Source organism: Streptomyces sp. NPDC047841 (assembly GCF_040704085.1).
GTDB classification, from domain to species: Bacteria; Actinomycetota; Actinomycetes; order Streptomycetales; family Streptomycetaceae; genus Streptomyces; species Streptomyces argyrophylli.
In genome coordinates this window covers 1-22,100 of the sequence record NZ_JBEYRP010000044.1, presented here as the reverse complement: position 1 = coordinate 22,100, position 22,100 = coordinate 1, and the positions used below count along the sequence as shown (strand labels likewise).

Below are 22,100 nucleotides of genomic sequence, written 5' to 3'. Positions count from 1 at the left end.
CATCATCGCCGACTCCGGCCCCGGTGGCGGTGGCGGAGGACCGGGAGTGCCGCAACAAGGCGGCCGCCGCCCTCCGCGCGTTGCATACCGCCGAACGGCTCAGCTCATCGGGCTGTTCAGCCGGTGAATGCGGCGGTGCCGTTCGGGACGCCGAGTCCGGACGGGCCGTCGTACCCGGTGGTGCCGGTGCACAGGTAGGACCCGCCGCAAGTGCCGTTGGAGCCACTGGTCACGTCGTACAGCGCCGAGGTGTGCGCGTACGGGAAGGACGCCGGGGAGGAGCCGGCGGACGGGGTGCCGCCCAGCGCGTAGGTCGCCGCGATCAGCGGGGAGGAGGCGCTGGTGCCGCCGAAGACCATCCACCCGGTGGCCGAGCGGTAGCTGTCGTAGACCGCGACGCCGGTGTTCGGGTCGGCGACCGCGGACACATCCGCCACCGTGCGGTTGGCGCAGCCGGTGTCCTTCTGCCAGCTGGGCTTGGCGTCGTACGTGGAGCAGCCGGAACCCGCCCCGCTCCACACGGTATCCGTCCAGCCACGCGAGTTCGACGCGGTCTTCAGGGACGTACCACCCACCGCGGTCACGTACGAGGAGGCGGCCGGGTACTCGACGCCGTAGCCGTTGTCACCGGAGGAGACGGTGATGGCGACGCCAGGGTGGTTGAAATACGAGGAGTCGTACGTCGCGTCGCTTGAGGACTCCGAGCCGCCGTAGCTGTTGGAGACGAACTTCGCGCCCAGCCGGACCGCCGTGTTCACGGCCGTGCCGAGGTTGGTCATCGTGGCCGAACCGGCCTCGACCAGGAGGATCTTGCAGTTCGGGCAGGCCGCGCTGACCATGTCGAGGTCGAGGGAGATCTCCTCGGCCCAGCCGGAGTCGCCTCGCGGGTAGGTGGCGCCGCCGTTCTGGTCCACCTTCTTGAAGCAGCCGTTGGCGGTGGTGCAGGCGGGCAGGCCGTACTGGGAGCGGTAGACGGCGAGGTCGGCCTCGGCGTTCGGGTCGTCGTAGGCGTCGACGATCGCGACCGTCTGGCCCGAACCGCCCGTGGCGGAGGGAAGGTTGTATGCCGCTTGCAATGAGGCGGGGCCGTAGCCGGAGGGCGCTGCGGCTGCCGTCAGATCGCTTTCGGCGTGCGCTGATTGCGGGGTGCCCGCGGTGACCTGCAGGGCGTTGCAGGCCATCTCGCCCTTCTTCGTCGGGGCGGCGCAGGCGTGGGCCACGGTGACGCCGTGGGACGGGGAGGTGGTGGCCTGGGCTGCCTGGCCGGTGGGGGCGGCCAGGGCGAGAGCGGCCGTGGCGAGCGTGGCCACAGCGGCGAGGGAAACGGTTCTACGCAAAGTGACGTCCTCTGCAAGGTGGGTGAACCGGAGGGCTGTGGGGGGTGCGCGGTACGGCCTCGGCGCGGGGTGTGCACCGTGGCCGCGCAGAACGTACGGATGTCCGGGCCACGACAACAAGACGGCGGTTGAAGCGGGAACGTTCCTTTGCCTTTCCGGAGGCATTCATGTGCCGTTGCTGGGCAAGTCATGGCCGAAATGCGGCCCGACCATGGCTTGACGGACTCCGGTGACCCTTCGCACGGAGAACTGACGGCGTGTCGGTCTGTCTTGTGACCGCCGGGTGGGCGGCACAGGGGCGGCGAGCCGGCGCCCTCGTATGGTGCTTGCGCTCGCCCGACAGTCCACGGTCCGCACAAAGGTGGGCGTCTGCCCTCGTCGCGCGAGTACGGTGATCGTCAGACATCGCCATGGGTGGCGTGCCGGTCGAGGGCTTCGTCGAACAGCACGTCCGAGTAACGGAGATGGGGCCGGTCCACGGTGGCTGGCGTGAGGTGGCGAGGTGGTCCACTCTGGTTCAGCCGGACGTCCGGCGCAGGATCAGGCAGAGGAAGCCGAAGGCGTCCCGGTAGCCGCGCAGCCAATCGTCGCGGTGGGTGACAGGGCCCGGACGGTCGTGCCGTACTCGGCCGCCGGCAGGGCCACGCGGGTTCCCCTCGTGCTCAAGGGACCCAGGAGGCCCCGTGCCGCCGATCCCGTCCGGCTTGTCGAAGCTGCCGGACGGGAGCCAACACCCCGAAGGTCCACCCCCGCCGCCGCCCTCCAAGCGCCGGCTACCAACCGGCGGGGTGCGTGTGCAGGACCTGGTTGTGTGACGGAGCCGGGGCCGCCAAGTGCTGCGACGTGCGGAAGGACCACCGCGCAAGGCTCAAGGAGAGGCCTTCTGCTTCGGCCGGGCGCGTCTTCGCGGTGACCCGCTACTTCGGAAGCAACCCGCCCCGACCTGCCCCTCGCCAACCTCCCCGTCTGAGGTCGCCGCCGCGCCAAGGCATCAGGCCTCAAGGGACGAACGCGCGCCTCGCCAACCCGAGGCGGTTGCAGCGGAGGTGGGCATCGAGCCCGAGCAGGTGGTTGCCGAGGTCCTGCCGCAGGACATAGCCGACATCGTCAAGCGCCTCCAGAACGAGGGGCGTTCGGTCGCCATGGTCGGCGACGGCGTCAACGACGCGGCCGCTCTGGCGCAGGCCGACCTCGGTCTGGCAATGGGCACCGGTACGGACGCGGCCATCGAGGCCGGCGACCTGACCCTGGTCCGAGGCGATCTGCGCGTCGCCGCGGACGCCGTCCGACTTGCCCGCAAGGCCCTGGGCACCATCCGATCGAACCTCTTCTGGGCCTTCGCCTACAACATCGCCGCCCTGCCCCTCGCCGCGGCCGGACTCCTCAATCCGATGATCGCGGGTGCGGCCATGGCCTTCTCCTCGGTGTTCGTGGTCGGCAACACCCTGCGCCTGCGCCGCTTCCAGGCCGCCACCCGGTAGGCCACCGCACCAGCGCGGCACCAAGCCGCCTGAGCGTCCCGAATTCCGCTCGGTTCTCCCCTCCATCCCGCTTCCGTGCTTTACGTCTGTTCAAGAGAGGTCAGCAATGTCAGCCGTCAACCCACGGCGCTGGCGGGCCCTCATCGTGCTCGCCGCCGCCCAGTTCATGGTCCCCTCGGCTTCTCCCAGGGCGGGCTGCAGTGGGTGTTCAACGCCTACGTCATCGCTTTCGGCGGCCTGCTGCTGCTCGGCGGACGCCTGTCCGACCTACTCGGTGCCCGCAGGGTCTTCACGGCGGGCTGGGGCGTCCTCATCGCGGGCTCCATCATCGCGGCCGCTGCCCAGACAGCGTGGGTGGAGGTCGTCGGCCGGGCTGTCCAAGATACCGGGGGGCGCGCTCATCGCGCCGTCCGCGAGGACACTGCTGATGATGCTGTTCGGGCACGCTCCCAAGGAACTCGGCAAGGCCATGGCCCTCTATGGTGCCGCAGCACCGGCCGGCGGCACCGCAGGCGTGTTCCTCGGCGGCGTCTTCACCCAATGGCAGAGCTGGCCATGGGTGTTCACCATCTACATCCCGATCGGCGCCGCGACGCTGGCCGCCACCAAGCTGCTCCCTGCAGTGGGGGCCAGGCGGGGCACGGTCGACGCACTCGGGGCAATCACGGTCACCGCCGGTATCGCGCTCGCTGTGTTCGCCGTGGTGAGGGCACCCGAGGCGGGTTGGGGCTCGGCACAGACCATTGCCGAACTCGTGGGTGCTGCTGCCTTGCTGACCTTGTTCCTCGTGGTGCAGAACCGCGACTCCGGGCACGCCCCTTCCAGGACGGCGGACGTGCCTGCTGCTTGTCGTCAAACGATTCGTTTGACGACAAGCAGCAGGCACGGGGGTTACGTGTCGTGGAGTTCGGCCTGGACGCGGCGGGAGGGGCGGAAGGCGTAGAGGTCGAGGATGCCGGGCGGGTCGGCGAGCCCGGGACCGCCGGCTTGGATCCAGGTGGTGATGTCGTCGGTGGCGTCGGGATCGTTGACCAGGCCCAGCCAGACCGGGCGGCCGCCGTATTTGCGGCCTTCGGCGGACGGCTGGACGACGATGACGTTGGCGCGCTCGCAGGCGTCCAGGCAGTCGGTTACCCGCACCTGCGCGGTGCCCTCCAGCGCGCGGCGGAGTCCGGCGAGCTGGGCGGCGTGGTCGATGCCGGGGATTTTCGCGGTGCCGCAGCAGCAACCGCGGCAGACGGTGACGGTGCAGCGGGCTGCCCCCGCGGTGGCAGGGGCAGCCTTGCGGGTGCGGCGGCTCACTGGCCGGTCCCGATGCGGGCGCGGCGCCAGGCACCGTCGGCGAGCAGGCGCAGGCCGTTGAGTCCGACGATGACGGTGGAGCCCTCGTGGCCTGCAACACCGAGCGGCAGGGGCAGGGTGCCGGCGAGGTCCCAGATGACCAGGCCGGTGATGAACACCGCGGCGATGACGAGGTTCTGCACGACCAGGCGGCGTGCCTGGCGGGAGAGGCGGACGACGGTGGGGACGGTGGCCAGTTCGTCGCGGACCACGACCGCGTCGGCGGTCTCCAGGGCGAGGTCGGAGCCGGCGCGGCCCATGGCGATGCCGGTGTGGGCGGCTGCCAGCGCGGGGGCGTCGTTGACGCCGTCGCCGACCACGAGCACCTTCCGGCCGGCCTGCTCCATCTCCTGCACTGCGCTCACCTTGTCCTGCGGCAGGAGACCGGCGCGGACGTCGGTGATGCCGACCTCGCCGGCGAGCCGGGCCGCAGCGCGCGGGTTGTCGCCGGTGACCAGGACCGGGGCACTGGCCGTCAGCTCGCCCAGGGCCGTGACGGTGGCGGCGGCCTCCTCGCGCAGCCGGTCCGCGATACCCAACACCCCCACCGGGGTGCCGTGTAGCGTGACCAGCACGGCCGTGCGGCCCTCTTGCTCCAGCGTCGCGGCCGCTGTGGCGGTCGGGTGGCTGATGAGATTGTCGAGGAGGCGGGCGGGGCTGCCGACCGCCACGGTGCGGCCCTCGACCTTCGCGCTCACCCCTGTTCCCGGCGTCGAGGCGAAGTCCTCCACCAGCGGGATGCCGAGGTTGCGGGCGCGCGCGGCGTCCACGATCGCGCGGGCCAGCGGGTGCTCGCTGGGGTGCTCGGCTGCAGCCGCGAGCCGCAGCAGCTCGTCCTCGCTCAGGCCGGAGGAGGCCAGCGGGCGGATGTCGGTCACGCGCGGGGTGCCCTCGGTCAGCGTGCCGGTCTTGTCCAGCGCCACCGCGTCGATCTGGCCCAGCTGCTCCATCACCACGGCGGACTTCACCAGCACACCGTGGCGGCCGGCGTTGGCGATGGCGGACAGCAGCGGCGGCATGGTGGCCAGCACCACCGCGCACGGCGAGGCAACGATCATGAAGGTCATCGCACGTAGCAGCGTGGGCTGCAGCGCGGCGCCGAACAGCAGCGGAAGCGCGAACAGCGCGATCGTCGCGGCGACCATGCCGATCGAATACCGCTGTTCGACCTTCTCGATGAACAGCTGGGTGGGCGCCTTGGTCTCGGAGGCGTCCTCGACCATGGTCACGATCCGGGCGATCACCGAGTCGGACGGGTCGCGTTCGACCTGCACCCTGAGGGCACCGGTGCCGTTCAGGGTGCCAGCGAAGACTTCGTCGCCCTCCTGCTTGGCTACGGGGAGGGGCTCGCCTGTGATGGTGGCCTGGTCGACGTCGCTGGCGCCGTCCAGCACCCGGCCATCGGCGCCGATGCGCTCGCCGGGCCGCACCAGGATGATGTCGCCCACCCCGAGCTGCTGAGTCGGCACCGTCTCCTCGCTGCCGTCGTCGGCGAGCCGGGTCGCGGTGGTGGGGGCGAGGTCGAGCAGGCCACGCACCGAGTCGGCGGTGCGGGCGGTGGCGATCGCCTCCAGGGCACCGGAGGTGGCGAAAATGACGATCAGCAGCGCGCCGTCCAGCACCTGCCCGATCGCCGCCGCCCCCAGTGCCGCGACCACCATCAGCAGGTCGACGTCCAGGGTCTTCTCACGCAGAGCCTGCAATCCGGCCCAGCCGGGCTCCCAGCCGCCGGTGGCATAGGTAAGGGCGAACAGCGGCCCCCACGCCCAGACCGGCGCCCCGGCCAGGTGCAGCGGCAACGCGACCAGGAACAGCACCAGCGCCGCGGCCGCCCAGCGGGCCTCGGGCAGCGAGAAGATCCGGGTGCGGCGCCGCGGTGCCACGGCTTCGCGGACGACGCCGCCGGGCGGGGCCGGACGGGTGAGAGTGGAAGACATCGAGACAGTCCTTGATACGGGAACGACGGACAGCGTCCAACCTCACCACAGTAACAGGAACGAATGAACACGGATTCATGTGTTCATGGCGCCGTACCATTACCCCATGGGTCACGGAGCCGCACCATCCGACAACGACGTCCCGCGTACGCGCCTGGACGCGACCAACGCCGCCAGGGTCGCCACCACCCTCCAGGCCCTGGCCACCCCCTCGCGTCTGCTCATCCTCGCCCGCCTGCGCGAAGGCCCCCTGCCGGCGACCGAGCTAGCCGCCGAGGTCGGCATGGAGCAGTCCGCCTGCTCCCACCAGCTGCGCCTGCTGCGCAACCTCGGCCTGGTCACCGGCACCCGCAAGGGCCGCTCCGTGGTCTACGCCCTCTACGACAACCACGTCGCCGAGCTCCTCGACCAGGCGCTCTACCACGCCGAACACCTCCGCCTGGGTCTGCACGACACCCCGGCCCACGTGGACGCCCCTGCCGCCGTCGGGCGCTGAGCAGGCGGCGGCCGCCTCGCTGTCCGGCGCTTCAGCTCTGTTCGCGCCGTCGTTGCTCCCGTCCAGCTCGGACGGTCCCCGTTGCGCAGCGGGCACAGGACATCGGCGGCGGGAACGGAGGCGGTGAAGCGCCAGCTGCCGAGCAGTCGTCCGCGTCGGCGGCCGGCGCAGCCGCTCGAACTTAGAAACCCGCTTCCCCTCCTGCGGCCCGCGCTGCGGTGGCGTGCAGCCGCTTCTCCGCGATCCCGCCTCTCGGCAGCAGTACTCGCGGCAGTTGAATCCGCGAGCCCACCAGTACGGGGGCCAATCTCCTACAAGTCCCTCCCACCGGCACACCCTGCGATGCCGGGACAGCCTCTGGGCTCGAGTCCGCACGGCGTCGTCCTGGCTCCGGAGCCGGCGGCTCTGCCTCGCGGGGCGTGCGGATACGGGCTCTGATGCGGGGGGTGGGGTATCACGACCGTGAGGGGTTCTCCACCCGCGGGTGGAGTGCTCGATCCACCCCCGGATCGATCCGCGCGATGTTGCTCCCGTGGTGGAGCAGGTGTGTGACTGCCACCCTGCCGCGCGTCCTGCCGAGCCCGGAAGGCAAGCCCGTTCCCCCGTCGAGGACCGCCGAGACGTTCCGGGCATTCGCCTCCGACCTGGCTGCCGGCCGGCAGCCGTGGACGTCTGAGGCAGCGCGCTTCATCACCGACATGTCTGACCAGCTCGCCGACGACTGGGACACCACCCGCGCCACCGGCCGCGATGAGCCCGTGCGCGATGCCCTGACCCGCGGCGGTCCCGTGCCTCACGGGACGTGCCTCGAACTCGGCTCCGGCACAGGCCTGTACACCCCCACCTTGAGAGCCACCTTTCCGCACGTCGTCAGCACCGACCTGTCCACGGGCATGCTGCAGCAGGCCGGGAGCCGCTCTGCATGGCGGGTGCGGGCCGACGCAAGCGCACTGCCGCTCGCCGACGCATCCATCGCCGCCGTCGCTGCGATCGGCATGCTGCTCTTCCCCGCTGAGACCGCACGCGTTCTGGCGTCCGGCGGAGTGCTGCTGTGGATCAACCAGCTGGGTGGTGACGGACCGCTGTACCTTCCCGCCGACACCGTCGCTGCCGTGCTGCCCGGCACCTGGCAAGCCACCGAATCCGAGGCGGGCTGGGGCAGCTGGGCCGTCCTGCGCCGTACCGGCTGACCGGAGCGCCGCCTCGCAGCAACAGTGGGTCGAGACCGTGCCATGCCGCCTACGAGCGCGGCCCGTCGGTGCCGATGCACTTGCTCGGCTCGTCGGTCATGACCTGCGACGGGCCCCGTCCGTGCCGTGCTGTGGACGCTCGGCGCCCCGTGCGCTCGCCTGCACAGCCCGGGCAACGGGCCGGGCCTGGGCCGCAGGGGCCCAGGCCGGGAGGAATGCGGTGCCTGTCAGTGGTAGGCGTGCACGACGGCATGGCCCTGGCCGCGGTTGATCATCCACCGGTTCACCGGAGTGGTCAGCGCGAGTCACAGAGCCAATACGGGTGCTGGACGTCACTCCAAAGCGTCCCGCCAGCTGCTGGTGCCCCGGCCGGGCCTACACCCGCTGCAGCGGCGGAGCCGATCATTTGATGTTCCACGCGGGCTGGATGGCGAGGTGGTGGCCGGGTACTGCCTGCACGCACTCGCCACGGCCGCCATCCTGTCGTCCCAGTCCTGGACCGACCGGCGTCGGGGCGTGGCTGCTTTTGCCGCGAAACGACCCTGCCCGTGCTGTGGTTCCCCGATGCGGCGGCAGAGGGTCTTGATCAGGACAGGCCGGTCAGGGCGTGGACCAGCCGTTGCACCCGGTCCTGCGGGTACGGTGTGCCCGGGCGGCCCGTCATCAGCAGATGGTGCAGTGTGCCCACCAGCGCTAGTGCGACTGACCCGGCATCGAGCTTGTCCGCGATGCGTTCCAGGCGCTGTTCGGCGCTCAGGTAGGCCTCGATCGAAGTCTGGACCGCATCGAAGCCGGGCGCGCCCGCAGCCCAGGCCTCACGTACGCGCAGGGCTGCGGCCGGGCGGGTCACTGCCAGGCCGACCACTCCGGGATCCAGGCTCAGCACCGCCGCAGCCAGGTTCACCAGGTTGCCGGTGACAGTGCCGCTGCCTGCCTGCGCGGGGAGGTCGGCGGCCAGCGCGACGGTACGGGTGAAGCGGTCCAGCACCAGCTCGGCGACGAACTCGTCCAGTCCGGCAAAGTGCGCGTGCAACACCCCCTTGGCACAGCCGGCTTCGGTCGTGACCGCCCGGCTGGTCAGAGCAGCGGCCCCGTCCCGGGCCACGACCCGCTCGGCCGCCTCGAAGAGCCGCTCGCGCAGATCGGGGATGGCCACTCCGCGTGGTGACAACGAGTCCTCCCGGTCGAAAGACATTGCAAGGTATGGGCATGTGCCCATACTGTTTGGGCATACGCCCATACTAGGGGCGGCTCCCCGCTTGGCAACGCTCGTCCACGGGAGGTTCCCTTCATGCACCCCGTCACCAATACCGCCCAGGCACAGGCCTGGAACGGCTACGAGGGCACCCACTGGGCAGCCCACCACGACCGCTGGGACGCCGTGAACGCAGGCTTCAACCAGCCCCTCCTCGACGCCGCGGCCATCGCGCCCGGTGACCACGTTCTCGACATCGGCTGCGGCGCGGGAGCCACGACCCGGCTCGCCGCTCGCGCCGCCGCCCCGCACGGCAGCGCCCTGGGCCTGGACCTCTCCGGCCCCCTGCTCCAGCGCGCCCGAGCCGGCGCCGAGAGCGCAGGTCTCGGCAACGTCCGCTTCGAACAGGGCGACGCCCAGGTCCACCCACTCCCCCGCGGCACCTTCGACCTCGCCATCAGTCGCTTCGGCATCATGTTCTTCAACGACCCCGCCGCCGCCTTCGCCAACATCGCCGCCGCACTGCGTCCGGGCGGTCGCGTCGCTCTGCTGTGCTCCGCCGAACCTGAGGGCAACCAGTGGCTGACCGCCCTGGCCACCCTTCAGGACATGCTGCCGCTGGCCGGCCTCGGCAAGCCCGGCGCCCCCGGCATGTTCTCGCTGGCCGCGCCCGGCGCCGCGGCCGCACTGTTGAACCAGGCAGGCCTGCAGAACGTACGGGCCGAACACGTCACGGCCTTCGGCAACTGGGGGCACAGCGCGTCAGAGGCAGCGGACTTCCTCCTGAACTCCGGACCCGGCCGCCACCTCCTGACGCAGACCGCCCCCAGCACCGCCGCCCGCGCCCGGGCCCGCCTGACCGACGCCCTCCGCCCCCACGAAAGCGACACCGGCCTGCATCTGCGCAGCACCGCCTGGCTGCTCACCGCCACCACACCCGACGCCTGACTTCGCAGGCACCTCCAACTGCCGACGCCAGCCAGCCATGCGTAGGCGTAGGCCCCGCTCAAGCCGAGTTCCTCACCGACATCACCGGCGACGGTCGCGCCGACATCGTCGGCTTCGGCGGCCCCGGCGTGTACGTGGTCCGCAACCTCTACCGCCGCTTCAGGACCCGATGACTGTGCCCTTGGCCTACGAAGGCCGCCTCCGAGGAACCGGGGGTGCTCCTCGGCCGTGGTCCATCCCTGCTCGACCCCGAGGTCAGCCGGGAGCAGCTGGACGTCACGCTGGTGGAACCGCAGCTGGTGGTGGAGGTCGGCGTCGATGTCGCCCGTGACGCCTGCGGCCGGTGACGCGCGTGGTGAGGCGGGGAGTAGTGCGCTCAGGTGGCCTGGCGGGTCTTGCGGCGGCGTATGACGAGGGCGGTGCCTCCACCGGCGGCGAGCAGTGCGGCCGGCACGCCGGCAACCGCCGCGGTCCTGTCGTTCGTGCCGGTCTCGGTGAGGTCGGAGCCCTGAGCCTTGGGGGACGGAGCGCCGTTGGTCTTCATGGTCTTGTCGATCCAGCCAGCGTAGGCGGGCACGCTGTGTAGAGGCCGGGGCGCTGCGAGCACGGCGTCCTCCAGCACGCCCAGGGCGCGGTCCTGCCCGGCCCTCTGCCGGCGAGAGCTGCAAGCAGCTGTCGCCGGCCAGGCACGTCCCGCATGAGGAGGGAGCGTCGCAGGCGTCGGGCAGGTGCCGTCCCCATAGTCTCTGCTCGCCCCACGTGAGTCGTGGGGCGGGCAGATCGCGAGGGCTTCAGGGAGGTCAGTGTCCGCTGACGGCGAGTTCGTAGTCGCCGATCAGGTCGCCGAGCAGGGTGCCGGCGGTGAGGTCGCTGGTGACGTGGCCGGCCATGTAGAGGCGGGAGTAGAGGACCTCGTCCTGCATCCACTGGTAGTCCTCGGCGCGGTGCGGGGAGAGGACGCTGAGGAAGGTGACGGCTGCGGCGGAACGGGCGGCGTGCCGGGAGGGGTAGGAGTACGGGCCCTTGGCGCCGGGCTTGATGTGCTTGTCGGGGCGCAGGCTCGGGTCCAGGACGAACGGGGCCGGCTGCTTGTCCTTGGCGGCCAGCTGGTCGCTGATCGTCTTGGCCATCTTCAGCGCCGCCTTGAGTTCGGCCTTCTCGGCCGTGCCCTGCGCGGCGGGGATCAGTTCGCGCTGGTCGTGCAGGTAGAGCTTCCAGATGTCCTTCTTGCCGTAGAGCTCCAGCCAGGTCGCGGCCTTCTTCCCCGCCGTCGTGCGGGTCTTCGCGAGTTGCTGGTCCGCACGGAGTTCGGCGGTGCGCTGCGCGGCCGACGGCGGTGCCGGGACCTGCTGTGCGGCCCAGGTGGCGAACGCCTTGTCGTCACGGGTGGTGCCGTGCGCCTTCTTCCACTGGGCGAAGAGGGCGTCCGCCTTCTTGCGCTGGGCCGCCGCCTGCTTGCCGATCGTTGTGATCTCGGCGTCGGTGAAGAGCGTGGGCGGCGGGTTCTGCTTGATCAGCTCCGTCGCGCCGGGTTTCTTCTTCGCGGAACCGCCGGTGGCGGCCGAGACCAGCTGCGGTCGCATCACACCGACGGCGACGGCCGCGACGGCGAGCAGCGCGATCAGGGCGTACGGCCATTTGATGCCGCGCAGGACGTTCATGCGGCGGGGGTCCTTTCGTAGAGCGGTACCGTGCTCGCCCCGGTGGTGAAGTGGGTGCGGGCGAGGCGGCGTACGTCGTTGTCGGGGAGGCCGGGGGTGAGCAGGGACCGGCCGATGACGTACTTGCTGAGGGAGACGGGCCTGCCGCCCAGGTTCAGCAGCAGCCGGTCGGCCGGAGCCGGCCGGACACCGCCCTTGGTCTCGACGAGCACGTGGCCGGAGTCGAGCGCGGCGGTGCGCGCGCCCTGGTGGCAGGTGAGTGCGCCGTCGAGGGTGACACGGGTGCCGTGGTCCAGGTCGGCGAGGGCCGCCCGGACGTAACGGACCTCTGCGGCGGGGACCAGTTCCTTGGCCATGACAGGGATGCCGGACGTGGCCAGCACCTCGTCCACGAACTCGGCCGCCTGGGCGCCGAGTTCGCCGTACGCGGTGGCCGGGACCTTGAGGGCGTGCTTGACCGTGGCGCCGCGGCCGTCCTTGGTCTTCACCTCCACCCGGCACAGCCCGTCCTCGGCGTACAGGCGGGTGCGGACCTTCCAGCGTCGGCGGCGCCGCTGCACGTGGGCCCGCCAGGCGCCGAGCTGCTCGGTGTCGAAGTAGGTGCTGAGGTAGCTCGTCGTACGGCGGCCGGACAGGTCCAGGGCGCGGTGACTGTCGGCGAGCCGGGCGACCAGGTCCCGGGCGCGGTCGAGGGGGAGCAGGTACTTGCGGTCGGTGCGGTGCTGGAGCGCGGCCGCCGCGTCGACCTCGGCGAGCGTGGCGCCGCGCAGGGCGTCGAGGCCGAGGTCGGAGGCGAGGCTCATGCGGCGGTCACCTGCTCGCGGGGCTCGGCGTCCTGGGCGGTGGCGGGCTCCCCCGGTACGGCGGGGTAGCGGGCGGAGACCCGGGTGGTCTCGCGGACGTAGTCGACCTCGTCCACGACCACCGAGAGGGGCGCCTGGCCGAAGCGGAGCGCCACGTCGTGGGCTATGAGCGCGGGCTCGGGGTAGATCCGGTCGAGGGTGAGCTTGACCGTGCGGGTCGGGGGCTCGTAGGACTTCGGGTCGTCCACCAGCAGCACCGCCAGCAGCACCACGGCGTCCAGTACGGCAACCAGCCACATCTGCCGGTGCGGCAGCCCCGTGCACAGCGCGATGACCAGGGTCACGAAGGTGTAGGCGACGTCGCGTAGGGTGAACGCCGCGCTGCGCAGCCGGACCAGGGAGAGGATGCCGAAGAGGCCGAAGCCGACCCCGGCCGGGAACTTCCCGGCGCTGATCGTGCTCATCGCGGCGAACAGGCCGATGTTCAGCGCGGCCAGCACCAGCGGCATCGCCGGGGCGCTGGGGCGGCGCCGGTAGAGCCAGCCGACCAGGATCAGCAGCGCGATGACGTCGAGACCGCCGCGGGTCATCAGGTCCATCGGCGCGATGTGGCTGGTGAGGCCCTTGGCGGCGAGCACCAGTGCGTGCATGTCTGTCCCTTCCGTCCCGGCGCGTGGCAACGGCGGACCGGTCGCGGTCCGCGGAGCACCGCGACGTGAACGACGGTAGGGATGTCACATGAACAGACCATGAAGCCTCCCCCTGGCTCCGGGAATCCGGACACCTGCGCGGGCGGCTAGCCTGACGGGCATGCACTATCTGGTCGTCGACGACGAGACCCGCCTCACGGACCTGGTCGTCCGCTACCTCACCGAATCCGGGCACACCGCCGAGGGCCACTACGACGGACCGTCCGGGCTCGCCGCCGCCCGCGACCCGCGCGTGGACGCCGTGATCCTCGACGTCATGCTGCCGGGCATGGACGGGGTCCAGGTGTGCCGGACACTGCGCGAGGAAGGCATACACATCCCCGTCATCCTGCTCACCGCGCGCGCCGCGATCAGTGAGCGGGTCGCCGGCCTGGACGCCGGCGCCGACGACTACCTGGTCAAGCCGTTCGCCATGGAGGAGCTGCTGGCCCGGCTGCGCGCGATATCCCGGCGCCGTCCCGAGCACTCCGGGCGCCTGAAGGTCGGCGACCTCGTCCTCGACCCCGAGCGGCAGCGCGCCTGGCGGGGGGACACCGAACTCGACCTTTCCCGCCGCGAGTTCGACGTACTCAGGGTCCTGATGGAGAACGCCGGGCGCCTGGTCACCCGCCTTCAGCTCCTCAACGAGGTCTGGGACGGCGAGACCGACCTGCGCAGCAACGCCATCGACGTTCACGTCTCCAAGGTGCGCGCCAAGGTCGACCGCGCCTTCGGCCGTACGACGATCACGACCCTGCGCGGGCGCGGCTACCGCCTGGAGACCACCCCGTGACCCTGCCCGGCCGGTTGGGGCCGTGGTTCAGGCGGCTGCCCGTCGTCACGCGCCTCGTGCTGGCCGTCGCCATCACCATGTCCCTGGTGCTGACCGGGGCGGCCGGACTGGTCTACTGGCGGGTCAGGACCGCCCTCGACCAGCAGCTGAACGACGACCTGACCACCTACCGGCACAGTCTCGACCAGGCGGTACGCGCCGGAAACCGGCTCCCTCCCGGCCCCAGCGGCAGTCTCCAGCAGGTCCTCGACGCACACGGCCGCGTCCTTACCTCCAGCGACTCCCTCCGCCACCAGCCGCTCCTCACCCCCGCCGAACTCCGCGCCGTCACGCGCGGCGCCACCATCCGGCGTGACGTCGGCTCCCTGCTCCCGATCACCCCCGGCACCCTGCGCCTCCAGGCGAAACGCGTCGCGGCGAACGGACAGCCCCGGATCGTGATCGCTGCCGTCCGGCGAGGCCACCGCGACGAGGCGCTACGGGAACTCCTCGCCCAACTGGCCCTCGCCTCCGGCCTGACCCTCATCGCCGCCTCCTACGTCGGCTACCGCACCGCCCGCGCCGCCCTGCGCCCTGTCGAGCGCTACCGCCGCGGTGCCGCCACCCTCGCCGACGGCGCCCAGAACCTGCGCCTGGACGTGCCCGCCGACCACGACGACGAGATCACCCGCCTCGGCCACACCCTCAACCACATGCTCGACCGCCTCGAGGAGTCCGCCGACCGCGAGCGCCGGTTCGTCGCGGACGCCAGCCACGAGCTGCGCACCCCGCTGTCCCTGCTGCGGGCCGAGGTCGACGTCGCCCTGCACCGCCCCCGCTCGGCCGGGGAGCTCACCGAGACCCTGCGCTCCGTGGACGCCGAGGTACAGCGCCTGATCGACCTCTCCAACGCCCTGCTGGACCTGGAGGAACTCGGCAGCACCCAGCACATCACCCGTGCCCCCGTGGAACTCGCCGACCTCGTCGACGCCGCCGTCGCACCACATCTGCGCACTGCCGAGCGGCCGGGGCGTACGGTGACCGTCGACGCGGCCCGCGTGACCGTCGACGTCGACGCCCGGTGGCTGCGGCCCGCGATCGGCAACCTGCTCGACAACGCCCTTCGCCACGGCAAGGGAGCCGTCCACCTCACTGCCACCGTCCGGGACAGCAGGCTGCGGCTGTGCGTCACGGACGAGGGGACCGGCTTCCCTCCCGAGTTCCTGCCCCGGGCGTTCGACCGCTTCGCCCGCGCCGAGGCCAGCCGCACCAGCGAGGGATCCGGCCTCGGGCTCGCCTTCGTCCACGCGGTGGCCACCGCACACGGCGGCACCGCACACGCCGAGAACACCGGGCACGGGGCCTCCGTCGTCCTCGACCTGCCCTGCTGACCGGCGCACCAGTTCGGCCTCCGCGTACGGTGAAGGCATGGCCCCGCCCCTCCCGGGCCCACTGGCTCATCCGGCCCCCCTGCTCAGCCACTACGGCTACTGGGCCGTCGGCGCTGTGATCCTCGTGGAAGACTTCGGATTCCGCGCCCCGAGCGAGACCATCCTGATCGCCGCCGGGATTTACGCCGGGGCAGAACGGCTGAGCATCGTGGCCGTGGCCTCCATCGCGTTCGCCGCCGCCGTCATCGGGGACAACATCGGCTACCCGATCGGCCACACCGGAGGACGCGCCTTCGTCCACCGTTGGGGCCGTACGTCTTCCTGACGCCGAATCGCTTCCAGGCAAGCGAGGAGTTCTTCACCCGCCATGGCGGCGAGCTCGTCACCGTCGCCCGCTTCATCGAAGGACTGCGCCAGCTCAACGGCATCATCGCGGGCACCAGCGGCATGCCCTGGCGCCGCTTCCTCGTCTTCGACGCCCTCGGTGCCGCGCTGTGGGTCGGCCTGTGGGCGACCCTGGCCTACGTGGCGGGCACCCACATCACCGCCCTCTACGACGAGATCACCCGCTACCAGCTCTACGCACTCATCGCCCTCGGCGCCGCACTCGCGCTCCGGCATCTGCTGCGCCGCAGACACCAGGACTGACCGGCGCTGAGAAACCCTCACTCCTCCGTGTCGGGCTCGGGTACGGCCGACACCGCGCGACGGCGCACAAGCGCGACCACCGCGCCCATCCCGATGAGAGCCGCGAGCGCCCCGAATCCGTACGTGAGCGTGGCGAACGAGGCGACGACGGCCACCCACAGGGGCCCGCCCGCATCACCGAGTTCGCGGCCCAGTTCGGCGGCGCCCATGGTCTGCCCGAGACGCTCCGCAGGGGTGCTCGCGGCCAGCGCGGCGAAACCCAGCGGGGTGATCAGCCCCGTACCGACACCGATCAGAGCGGCGCCGACGAGGATCCCGGCGAGGCCCGGCAGCATCGCACAGGCCAGGCCGCCGGCGGTGACCAGCAGCCCCATCGCCAGCCCGCCACGCGTCGTGAGCCGCCCGTCGTCCAGTGCCCGTCCGGCCCTCGGCTGGACGACGGCCGCGCAGGCGGCCAGCACCGACACGGCGGCCCCGGTGGCGATCGTGCCCAGCCCGGCGGCTCTGCCCGAGACGGGCAGGAAGCCCACGCCCACCGACAGGGCGGCGGTCGCCGCGGCCAGCGCGGACGTCGGAGCGAGGAAGGCCGGCTCGGCCAGGCGACGTGCCAGGTCCAGCACCGTCTGCCGGACCTTGGGCAGGGGCGGTACGACGGGGACGGCGACCGCCGCCCACACCGCCACCGCCCCGCCCAGCACCGCCAGCACCACAAACAGCAGCCGCAGGCCACCGGCCCACACCAGTACCCCGCCGAGCAGCGGGCCGAGCGTGTAACCGATGGACTTGTGGAAGCCGTAACTGCCGAAGGCACGCCCGTGCTTGGCGGCCGGGTTGAGCCGGGCCACCAGCGCCGAGGCGGACGGCGAGAACGCGGAGGCCGCCGCGCCCTGACCCAGCCGGGCCGCCCACAGCCAGCCCGGGCTGTCCGCCACGACGTACGACGCGGATGCCACGGCGAACGCCACGAGCCCTCCGAGCAGCACGGGGCGGGCACCGACCCGGTCCGCGAGGGTGCCGAAGAGCGGCTTGAGGAGCACCTCGGCGCCGTCGTAGAGGGCGAGCAGTCCGCCCAGCACCAGCAGCGAGGTGACCGCGCCCTCCGCGTGACCGCCGAGGTTGGCGGCGATGCCGTGCGCGCCGAAGGCCGTGGTGAACCCGGCCGCGTACAGCGGCCACATCTGCCGGGCCGACGCCGACCGCGCCGTCATTGCTCCCCCTCGGGGGCCTGGTGCAGCACGCGGAAGACGCGCTCGGCGTAGTCCTCGCAGGCCGCGGTGCACTCCTTGAGCCGCCGGCCCGCCGCGGCCGCCTCCGGCGCGCCGAACACATCGCGGGCGGTCAGGTCGCGGTGCCAGCGCCGCAGCCGCTCCAGCGACTGCTCCTCTTCCTCCAGCTCGGCGAGGGTGAACTTGGCGAGGCGGATCTCCTTGGCCAGCTCCGCCTCGAACTTGCCGCAGTCTGCCAGGAACTCCGCCCAGTCCGCGGACCGGGCGGCCGTGAACAGCGCCTCGAAGCGGGCAGCGTCCTCGGGCCCGCGTCCGGACGCGTTCAGGGTGACCGCCTGTCCGCCGGCCTGCTCCGTGAATGCGATCGCCCGGGCGATGCCGTCGGCGAAGACGGGTACGTCCGGAACGGCCCACACGCCCTGGCCGAGCGAGAGCGCACCGATCCTGCGCAGCTCCCGCCAGACCGCCACCCGGTGCCGCGACGGCTCGGCGGCCAATTTGATCACGAGAATGAGCCAGCGACTGCCCGGCTCTGTGTCCGACACATCAAGGAATGTAGCAGGCGTTACATTCGGGCACTTCAGGCGAACCGGTGTTCGCCGCGCCGATGAACGCGGTCACATAGCCGGAGGCCGACCACATCGCCAGCACGATGCCGGCAACCGCCATGATGGAGCCGACCCCGGCATTGCTCTGCAACTGCTTCTCGGCCCGGGTGATGATGTCCCTGGCCGAACCGGGGGCCAGTTTCCTGATATTGGCCAACACCGCGTCGGTCGCCGACATGTACGCCGCAGGAGACCGCCGGACGACGGTGTGGGTCAGAAAGCGCGACGGAAAGCGGCGGTGGCGGCGGGACCGACCGCGCCGGGGCCGAACTTGGCACGGATTCGGTCCATGGCTTCTTCGGCCACGAGCCGGGATTCGCGTGCCTGGTCGAGGCTGATCTGCTGGGCGACCTGGTCGGCGTCGATGACGCTCCTCACCCCTGAGGAACATGCCGATCAGCCGGGCGCGCTGCAGGCCGGCGGCATCCATCAGCTGGTATGCGCGGCTGCGCAGATCTTCGTCGTGCGCGGAGGCTTCCTTCAGACGGCGGGTCTTCTCCCAGGTGGTGCCACCGGCGAACCGCAGAGTCAGGGTGACTGCCTGGGCCACCTGGCCGCGACGACGCAGCGTGAGGGCGAGCTGGACGACGAGGTCCAGCAGGGTGGCCCGGACCGCGGCTCCGTCCAGGGTGTCGCGGCCGAAGCGGTGCCGCACTCGGCCGCTCAGGGCCCGGGATGGGCGACGGCGGCCTTCAGCTTCCAGCCACTGCCGCCGCAGGCCTCGTGCAGTGGCGGGAAGCGGTGCCCCTTCATGTCAGTGCTGTACCCATGCCCCTGGCCGCAGTCGCATTCGTAGATCCCTGACTGCGGGACGATCTCACCGGGGTGGTGAACCTTCTCGCTGCTCTCGCTCATGACGTCAGTGTCCGCAGCGGCTCTCTCGGCGAGTCCCTTCGCCCGTCGAACCCCGCCCGAAGGCACCCAAACGGCGGCCAGCCGCGGTGGAAGGCACCGACGGTGACCTGGAGCCTGCCCGAGCCCATGCTGGCCGTTGCCGTGGACAGACCTGACGTGCCTGCCGGGTGGGCCGCAGAGCCGAAGTGGGACGGATTCCGGGCGCTCGTCTCCGCTGAAGCGGGAGGGGTGGTGCTGCGCTCCAGGCGCGGCACCGAGATGGCGGCCTCGTTTCCGGAGATCGTGGCCGGGGCCGCGCAGCTGCCGGACGCGACCGCGCTGGACGGCGAACTCGTCGTCTGGGACGCCACGGGCCGGCTGGCCTTCGAGCAGCTGCAACACCGGCTTGCCCGGCGCGGCGCCGGTGCGGCCCGGGCGGCCGGAGAGTGGCCGGCGCACTTCGTGGCATTCGATCCGCTCAGGTTGTCGGGGACGGACACTACCGGGTGGCCGTACCGGCGGCGCAGGGCCGCGCTGGAATCGTTGTTCGCCGCCCGCCGGCTCATCGCGCCATGGACGCTGTGCCCGTCCGACGCTCGACCCGCAGACCGTGGGCGAGTGGCTGACGTGGGCGTCGGTCGGGATGGAGGGCGTGGTCTTCAAGCGGCTCACCGATGCCTACCGGCCGTCGGTGCGAGGCTGGCGGAAGTACAAGGTCCGCGAGACGCGCCGCACAGCCCGGATCCGCACACGGAGCCGATCTTTGCCGCTTGGCCGTGCAGTGGCGTGCGGAGGGGCGGGCCATCCCCGGCGAGCCGGAAGCGGAGTGGTTCTCGCCGGTGGCGGGCGCCTTGACCGTCGAGGCCACTCGGGAGCGGGACGGTACCTCTCCGTTTCGGGATAGTTAGACCAAGTGGATGAGCCCGGTGAGAAGCCCCTGTGGCTCGTCATGGCAGACGCATCTCACCGGGCTCACCGATATGCGCCGACGGCCAGTGGTTCCCAGCCCCCTGCAATGCCGGGATGCATGGTGGTGACGCGTTTCCCTCATCCGACACCGGGGGCGGCCCGCTTCGAAGACCTCACTCCGAGAGTGCGGGAGGGACCAGTGGGGGCAAGCGACGAGCTGCTCGGACCAGATCGCTTGTAGTTCTGGCCATGGCGGCAGCCCCAGCGCTCGGCGAGTCGGGCGACGAGGAAGAGGCCGCGTCCGCCCTCGTCGGTGGCGCGCGCACGGCGCAGGCGGGGCTGGGTGCTGCTTGCGTCGGTGACCTCGCAGACCAGCACGTTCTGGCGGATCAGCCGTAGCTCCGCGGGTGGGCGACCGTGGCGCATCGCATTGGTGACCAGCTCGTGGACGATGAGTTCGGTGGTGAAAGCAGGTCGTCCACTCCCCCGCAGGGTGAGTTGGCGGGTCGTCCATTCCCCCGCCTCGGAGACGGCTGCCGGATCGGCGGGGATCTGCCGGTGAGCGGTGTCCTCTGCGGGCACGGCGCGGGTGCGAGCCAGCAGCAGGGTCGCGTCGCCACGTGCTTCTTCGTCCACTAGGTCGGCGACGATTGCCCGGCCGGTCTCGTCCAGAGTGCGGTTCGAGCCGTGGGAGGTGGTGAGCGCACGGGTCAGCCGTCGGAGCCCGCCATCGGTGTCGTCGTCCGCCCCTCGATCGACCAGGCCGTCCGTGTAGAGGGCGAGAACGCTACCTGGCTCGAGGGCGATCGTGGTGGTCTCGTACGGCATGCCGCTGACGGCGAGTGGTGGTCCGGGGACGATGTCGACTGCTTCGGCGGTCCCGTTGGGCCGGATCAGGACGGGTGGCGGGTGTCCGGCACTGGCCATGGCGCAGCGTCGGGTAACCGGGGCGTAGACCGCGTACAGGCAGGTGGCGTCGACGGTTGTCGTGTTCGTCGGACGGTGCTTCGGCCGCAAGGCGCTGGACCAGGTCCGCGATACGGGTGAGCACATCCCGCTGCATTCAGTTCGAGGTCTGGGAGTGTCTGGATGGCGGCGCCGCAAGCGGCCCATGGTGACGCTTGCGGGTATGCCGTGGCCGATCACGTCTCCGGCGACGAGGGCCAGTCGGAGGGAAGGCAGGGCGATGGCGTCGTACCAGTCGCCGCTGGTGCCCGCTCCCCCGCTCGCGGGCCGGTAGATGCCGGCGGTCTCGGCTGCCGGAGTGTCGGTCGTGGTCGGGGGAAGCGGGCTCTGGTGCAGGGCCATGGCCGCTCGGTGCTCGCGTGTGTAGCGGCGGGCGTTGTCGATGGCGAGTGCTCCCCGTGAGGCGATCTGCCGCATCAGGTCCGTCTCGTCTTCGGTGAAGGGTTCGGACAGGCCGGTGCGCCAGACCACCATCGCGCCGAGGGTGAGGCCGCGGGCATATGGGGGGCCACCATCACCGCATGGCCGTCGTGCGGGATGAGCCGCTCGGCCTGGTGCGGGCCGCCGATCAGGGCGGCGAAGTCGTCCCGACCGCAGGGGACTGTTTCGCCGTGCTGGAAGCTGCGCAGGAGGGGGTGGTCGGACAGCGGTGGGACTACGTTGTCCGACTCGATGCCGGCCGGCTACGCCACAGTGGCAGGCGCAGGGCCGCGTTGCGCAGGTGCAGATCTCCGCCGCCCAGCCGCTCGGCGGGGTCGTCACCGTCGAAGACGGACCGCACTCCGTCGACTGCGGCGAGTTCCATCCGGTTCAGTTTCCGCCGCTCCGCCGGCGGTGTGCGTGATGGAGGGCGCTGCACGTGATCGACAGCAGCGCCATCGACGTTTTCCTCGGCCTGGGCGTCGGCGAAGACGAACACCGCGCTGCCGCTGTCACCCCGCAGGAGAGGGCGTTCACTTATTGAGTGACGAGGCGGAACGGGTGGTGCGGGTCGCGGGGGCAGACGGCGATGATCAGCCGGCCCCGGCCCGGTGAGACGCCTGTGGGCACGTTGGCGCCCATGACCCCGATGTCCTGCCGGTCCTCGTAGGGGACCCAACTGGTGGTGGCGGGATCCCATTCACGCTGGTCGATGGTGAGCAGCGGGGTGAGCTCTGCGTCGCAGACCGGGCAGGCCAGGCGCGTGGGTCCGGTGAGGTTCCAGGCGATGTATCCGCCGACTTTCCAGCCGGGGGCCGTGGACAAATCGTAGATGTACTGTTCGTTTTGGTCGTCGCTTTCGTTCTCTTGCCGCTCTCCCTCCCACGCTTCGATGCGCTCCCGCACGTTCTCGGGGAGCTCTTCGAACCATGGGTGCTCGACGACTTCCTCGGGGTGCAGGGCGCAGGGCGAGGGGACGAGTTCGGGGCGGCCGACGACCTCGGGGGCCGGCTGCTCGGTCAGTGGTGTGCCAGTGTCCTGCGAGTGCCGCCACCTCAGTTCGACGTGCATCTCGTGGCGGCTCTCGCCGTGCCGTTCGAAGGGGCACCAGAACACCTGGAGCAGGTCGCCTGCATCGATGTCGGGCAAGCCGGGCACGTCCCGCCGGTAGAGCTGGGTCACGCCGATCAGCGGGATGGGGTCGGTGTCGGCCAGGTGAGGCGCGTGTCGGCCTCGCTTGAAGCGGGA

The 22,100-nt window shown here is 71.4% G+C and carries 23 protein-coding genes and 5 pseudogenes; 12 read left to right on the top strand and 16 right to left on the bottom strand.

Annotation, left to right across the window (positions count from 1 at the left end; translation table 11 throughout):
• Positions 1–116 precede the first annotated feature (116 nt).
• Complete coding sequence (locus AB0947_RS39565) at positions 117–1,337, bottom strand: S53 family peptidase (protein ID WP_366755230.1); 1,221 nt, start codon at positions 1,335–1,337, stop codon at positions 117–119.
• Between the two features lie 1,028 nt (positions 1,338–2,365).
• Between AB0947_RS39565 and AB0947_RS39560 the strand changes: the two are divergent.
• Together AB0947_RS39560 and AB0947_RS39555 are read left to right on the top strand one after the other, a co-directional pair.
• Positions 2,366–2,818 (top strand): annotated as a pseudogene (locus AB0947_RS39560) (HAD-IC family P-type ATPase); the annotation flags it as partial.
• A gap of 106 nt (positions 2,819–2,924) precedes the next feature.
• Positions 2,925–3,614 (top strand): annotated as a pseudogene (locus AB0947_RS39555) (MFS transporter); the annotation flags it as partial.
• Between the two features lie 95 nt (positions 3,615–3,709).
• On the opposite strand, the gene AB0947_RS39550 reads toward AB0947_RS39555, so the two are convergent.
• Together AB0947_RS39550 and AB0947_RS39545 are read right to left on the bottom strand one after the other, a co-directional pair.
• On the bottom strand, positions 3,710–4,120 hold the full coding sequence (locus AB0947_RS39550; RefSeq protein ID WP_366755229.1) for a (2Fe-2S) ferredoxin domain-containing protein: 411 nt from the start codon (positions 4,118–4,120) through the stop codon (positions 3,710–3,712).
• A complete protein-coding gene (locus AB0947_RS39545) occupies positions 4,117–6,096 on the bottom strand; it encodes a heavy metal translocating P-type ATPase (protein WP_366755228.1) in 1,980 nt (659 codons plus the stop codon). The genes AB0947_RS39550 and AB0947_RS39545 overlap by 4 nt, the downstream gene beginning before the upstream one ends.
• Before the next feature lie 106 nt (positions 6,097–6,202).
• On the opposite strand from AB0947_RS39545, the gene AB0947_RS39540 reads away from it, so the two are divergent.
• Positions 6,203–6,592, top strand: coding sequence for a metalloregulator ArsR/SmtB family transcription factor (locus AB0947_RS39540; protein ID WP_366755227.1), 390 nt, complete (start codon positions 6,203–6,205; stop codon positions 6,590–6,592).
• 548 nt (positions 6,593–7,140) lie between these two features.
• On the top strand, positions 7,141–7,782 hold the full coding sequence (locus AB0947_RS39535; protein ID WP_366755226.1) for a methyltransferase domain-containing protein: 642 nt from the start codon (positions 7,141–7,143) through the stop codon (positions 7,780–7,782).
• Between the two features lie 586 nt (positions 7,783–8,368).
• Here the strand turns inward: AB0947_RS39535 and AB0947_RS39530 are convergent.
• Complete coding sequence (locus tag AB0947_RS39530; RefSeq protein ID WP_366755248.1) at positions 8,369–8,953, bottom strand: TetR family transcriptional regulator; 585 nt, start codon at positions 8,951–8,953, stop codon at positions 8,369–8,371.
• 120 nt (positions 8,954–9,073) lie between these two features.
• Here AB0947_RS39530 and AB0947_RS39525 point away from each other — a divergent pair, with 120 nt between their 5' ends.
• The 3 genes and pseudogenes from AB0947_RS39525 (at position 9,074) to AB0947_RS39515 (ending at position 10,272) form a co-directional block, all read left to right on the top strand.
• Complete coding sequence (locus tag AB0947_RS39525) at positions 9,074–9,925, top strand: class I SAM-dependent methyltransferase (RefSeq protein WP_366755225.1); 852 nt, start codon at positions 9,074–9,076, stop codon at positions 9,923–9,925.
• A 68-nt stretch (positions 9,926–9,993) separates the two neighbouring features.
• Positions 9,994–10,098: pseudogene (locus tag AB0947_RS39520) on the top strand (VCBS repeat-containing protein); the annotation flags it as partial.
• Positions 10,099–10,140: 42 nt separating this feature from the next.
• Complete coding sequence (locus AB0947_RS39515) at positions 10,141–10,272, top strand: hypothetical protein (protein ID WP_366755224.1); 132 nt, start codon at positions 10,141–10,143, stop codon at positions 10,270–10,272.
• Positions 10,273–10,301: 29 nt separating this feature from the next.
• On the opposite strand, the gene AB0947_RS39510 is transcribed toward AB0947_RS39515, so the two are convergent.
• The 4 genes from AB0947_RS39510 to AB0947_RS39495 all read right to left on the bottom strand — a co-directional run bounded on the left by AB0947_RS39510 (position 10,302) and on the right by AB0947_RS39495 (position 13,039).
• Positions 10,302–10,502, bottom strand: a complete 201-nt coding sequence (locus AB0947_RS39510; protein ID WP_366755223.1) for an LAETG motif-containing sortase-dependent surface protein — start codon at positions 10,500–10,502, stop codon at positions 10,302–10,304.
• Positions 10,503–10,725: 223 nt separating this feature from the next.
• Positions 10,726–11,586, bottom strand: coding sequence for a phosphatase PAP2 family protein (locus tag AB0947_RS39505; RefSeq protein ID WP_366755222.1), 861 nt, complete (start codon positions 11,584–11,586; stop codon positions 10,726–10,728).
• A complete protein-coding gene (locus tag AB0947_RS39500) occupies positions 11,583–12,389 on the bottom strand; it encodes a polyphosphate polymerase domain-containing protein (protein WP_366755221.1) in 807 nt (268 codons plus the stop codon). Before AB0947_RS39500 ends, AB0947_RS39505 begins: the two co-directional genes overlap by 4 nt.
• The gene (locus tag AB0947_RS39495) at positions 12,386–13,039 is read right to left on the bottom strand and encodes a DUF4956 domain-containing protein (protein ID WP_366755220.1); all 654 of its coding nucleotides are present in this window, start codon (positions 13,037–13,039) and stop codon (positions 12,386–12,388) included. Before AB0947_RS39495 ends, AB0947_RS39500 begins: the two co-directional genes overlap by 4 nt.
• A gap of 160 nt (positions 13,040–13,199) precedes the next feature.
• Here AB0947_RS39495 and AB0947_RS39490 point away from each other — a divergent pair, with 160 nt between their 5' ends.
• Genes AB0947_RS39490 through AB0947_RS39475 form a run of 4 tightly spaced genes read left to right on the top strand, consistent with a single transcriptional unit; the run spans position 13,200 to position 15,889 of the window.
• Positions 13,200–13,871, top strand: coding sequence for a response regulator transcription factor (locus tag AB0947_RS39490; protein ID WP_366755219.1), 672 nt, complete (start codon positions 13,200–13,202; stop codon positions 13,869–13,871).
• A complete protein-coding gene (locus AB0947_RS39485) occupies positions 13,868–15,241 on the top strand; it encodes an ATP-binding protein (protein ID WP_366755218.1) in 1,374 nt (457 codons plus the stop codon). Before AB0947_RS39490 ends, AB0947_RS39485 begins: the two co-directional genes overlap by 4 nt.
• A gap of 37 nt (positions 15,242–15,278) precedes the next feature.
• Positions 15,279–15,566 (top strand): hypothetical protein, encoded by a 288-nt coding sequence (locus tag AB0947_RS39480; RefSeq protein ID WP_366755217.1) that lies wholly within the window; start codon positions 15,279–15,281, stop codon positions 15,564–15,566.
• On the top strand, positions 15,545–15,889 hold the full coding sequence (locus AB0947_RS39475; protein WP_366755216.1) for a DedA family protein: 345 nt from the start codon (positions 15,545–15,547) through the stop codon (positions 15,887–15,889). The genes AB0947_RS39480 and AB0947_RS39475 overlap by 22 nt, the downstream gene beginning before the upstream one ends.
• A gap of 17 nt (positions 15,890–15,906) precedes the next feature.
• On the opposite strand, the gene AB0947_RS39470 is transcribed toward AB0947_RS39475, so the two are convergent.
• From AB0947_RS39470 to AB0947_RS39450, 5 genes and pseudogenes are all read right to left on the bottom strand, one after another.
• Positions 15,907–17,097 (bottom strand): MFS transporter, encoded by a 1,191-nt coding sequence (locus AB0947_RS39470; protein WP_366755215.1) that lies wholly within the window; start codon positions 17,095–17,097, stop codon positions 15,907–15,909.
• Complete coding sequence (locus AB0947_RS39465; protein WP_366755214.1) at positions 17,094–17,660, bottom strand: Chromate resistance protein ChrB; 567 nt, start codon at positions 17,658–17,660, stop codon at positions 17,094–17,096. Before AB0947_RS39465 ends, AB0947_RS39470 begins: the two co-directional genes overlap by 4 nt.
• Positions 17,661–17,709: 49 nt before the next feature.
• Positions 17,710–17,898 (bottom strand): annotated as a pseudogene (locus AB0947_RS39460) (ribonuclease BN); the annotation flags it as partial.
• A gap of 267 nt (positions 17,899–18,165) precedes the next feature.
• Positions 18,166–18,378 (bottom strand): annotated as a pseudogene (locus AB0947_RS39455) (hypothetical protein); the annotation flags it as partial.
• Between the two features lie 8 nt (positions 18,379–18,386).
• Positions 18,387–18,578 carry a hypothetical protein gene (locus AB0947_RS39450; protein WP_366755213.1) on the bottom strand — a complete coding sequence of 64 codons (192 nt, stop codon included), beginning with the start codon at positions 18,576–18,578 and terminating at the stop codon, positions 18,387–18,389.
• Positions 18,579–18,704: 126 nt separating this feature from the next.
• On the opposite strand from AB0947_RS39450, the gene AB0947_RS39445 reads away from it, so the two are divergent.
• Complete coding sequence (locus tag AB0947_RS39445; protein ID WP_366755247.1) at positions 18,705–19,412, top strand: hypothetical protein; 708 nt, start codon at positions 18,705–18,707, stop codon at positions 19,410–19,412.
• Positions 19,413–19,604: 192 nt separating this feature from the next.
• Here the strand turns inward: AB0947_RS39445 and AB0947_RS39440 are convergent, their stop codons facing one another.
• From AB0947_RS39440 to AB0947_RS39430, 3 genes are all read right to left on the bottom strand, one after another.
• On the bottom strand, positions 19,605–20,906 hold the full coding sequence (locus AB0947_RS39440; protein WP_366755212.1) for an ATP-binding SpoIIE family protein phosphatase: 1,302 nt from the start codon (positions 20,904–20,906) through the stop codon (positions 19,605–19,607).
• A 181-nt stretch (positions 20,907–21,087) separates the two neighbouring features.
• Complete coding sequence (locus tag AB0947_RS39435) at positions 21,088–21,237, bottom strand: hypothetical protein (RefSeq protein ID WP_366755211.1); 150 nt, start codon at positions 21,235–21,237, stop codon at positions 21,088–21,090.
• A 152-nt stretch (positions 21,238–21,389) separates the two neighbouring features.
• On the bottom strand, positions 21,390–22,100 hold a 711-nt coding region (locus AB0947_RS39430), incomplete at its 5' end, for a hypothetical protein (protein ID WP_366755210.1).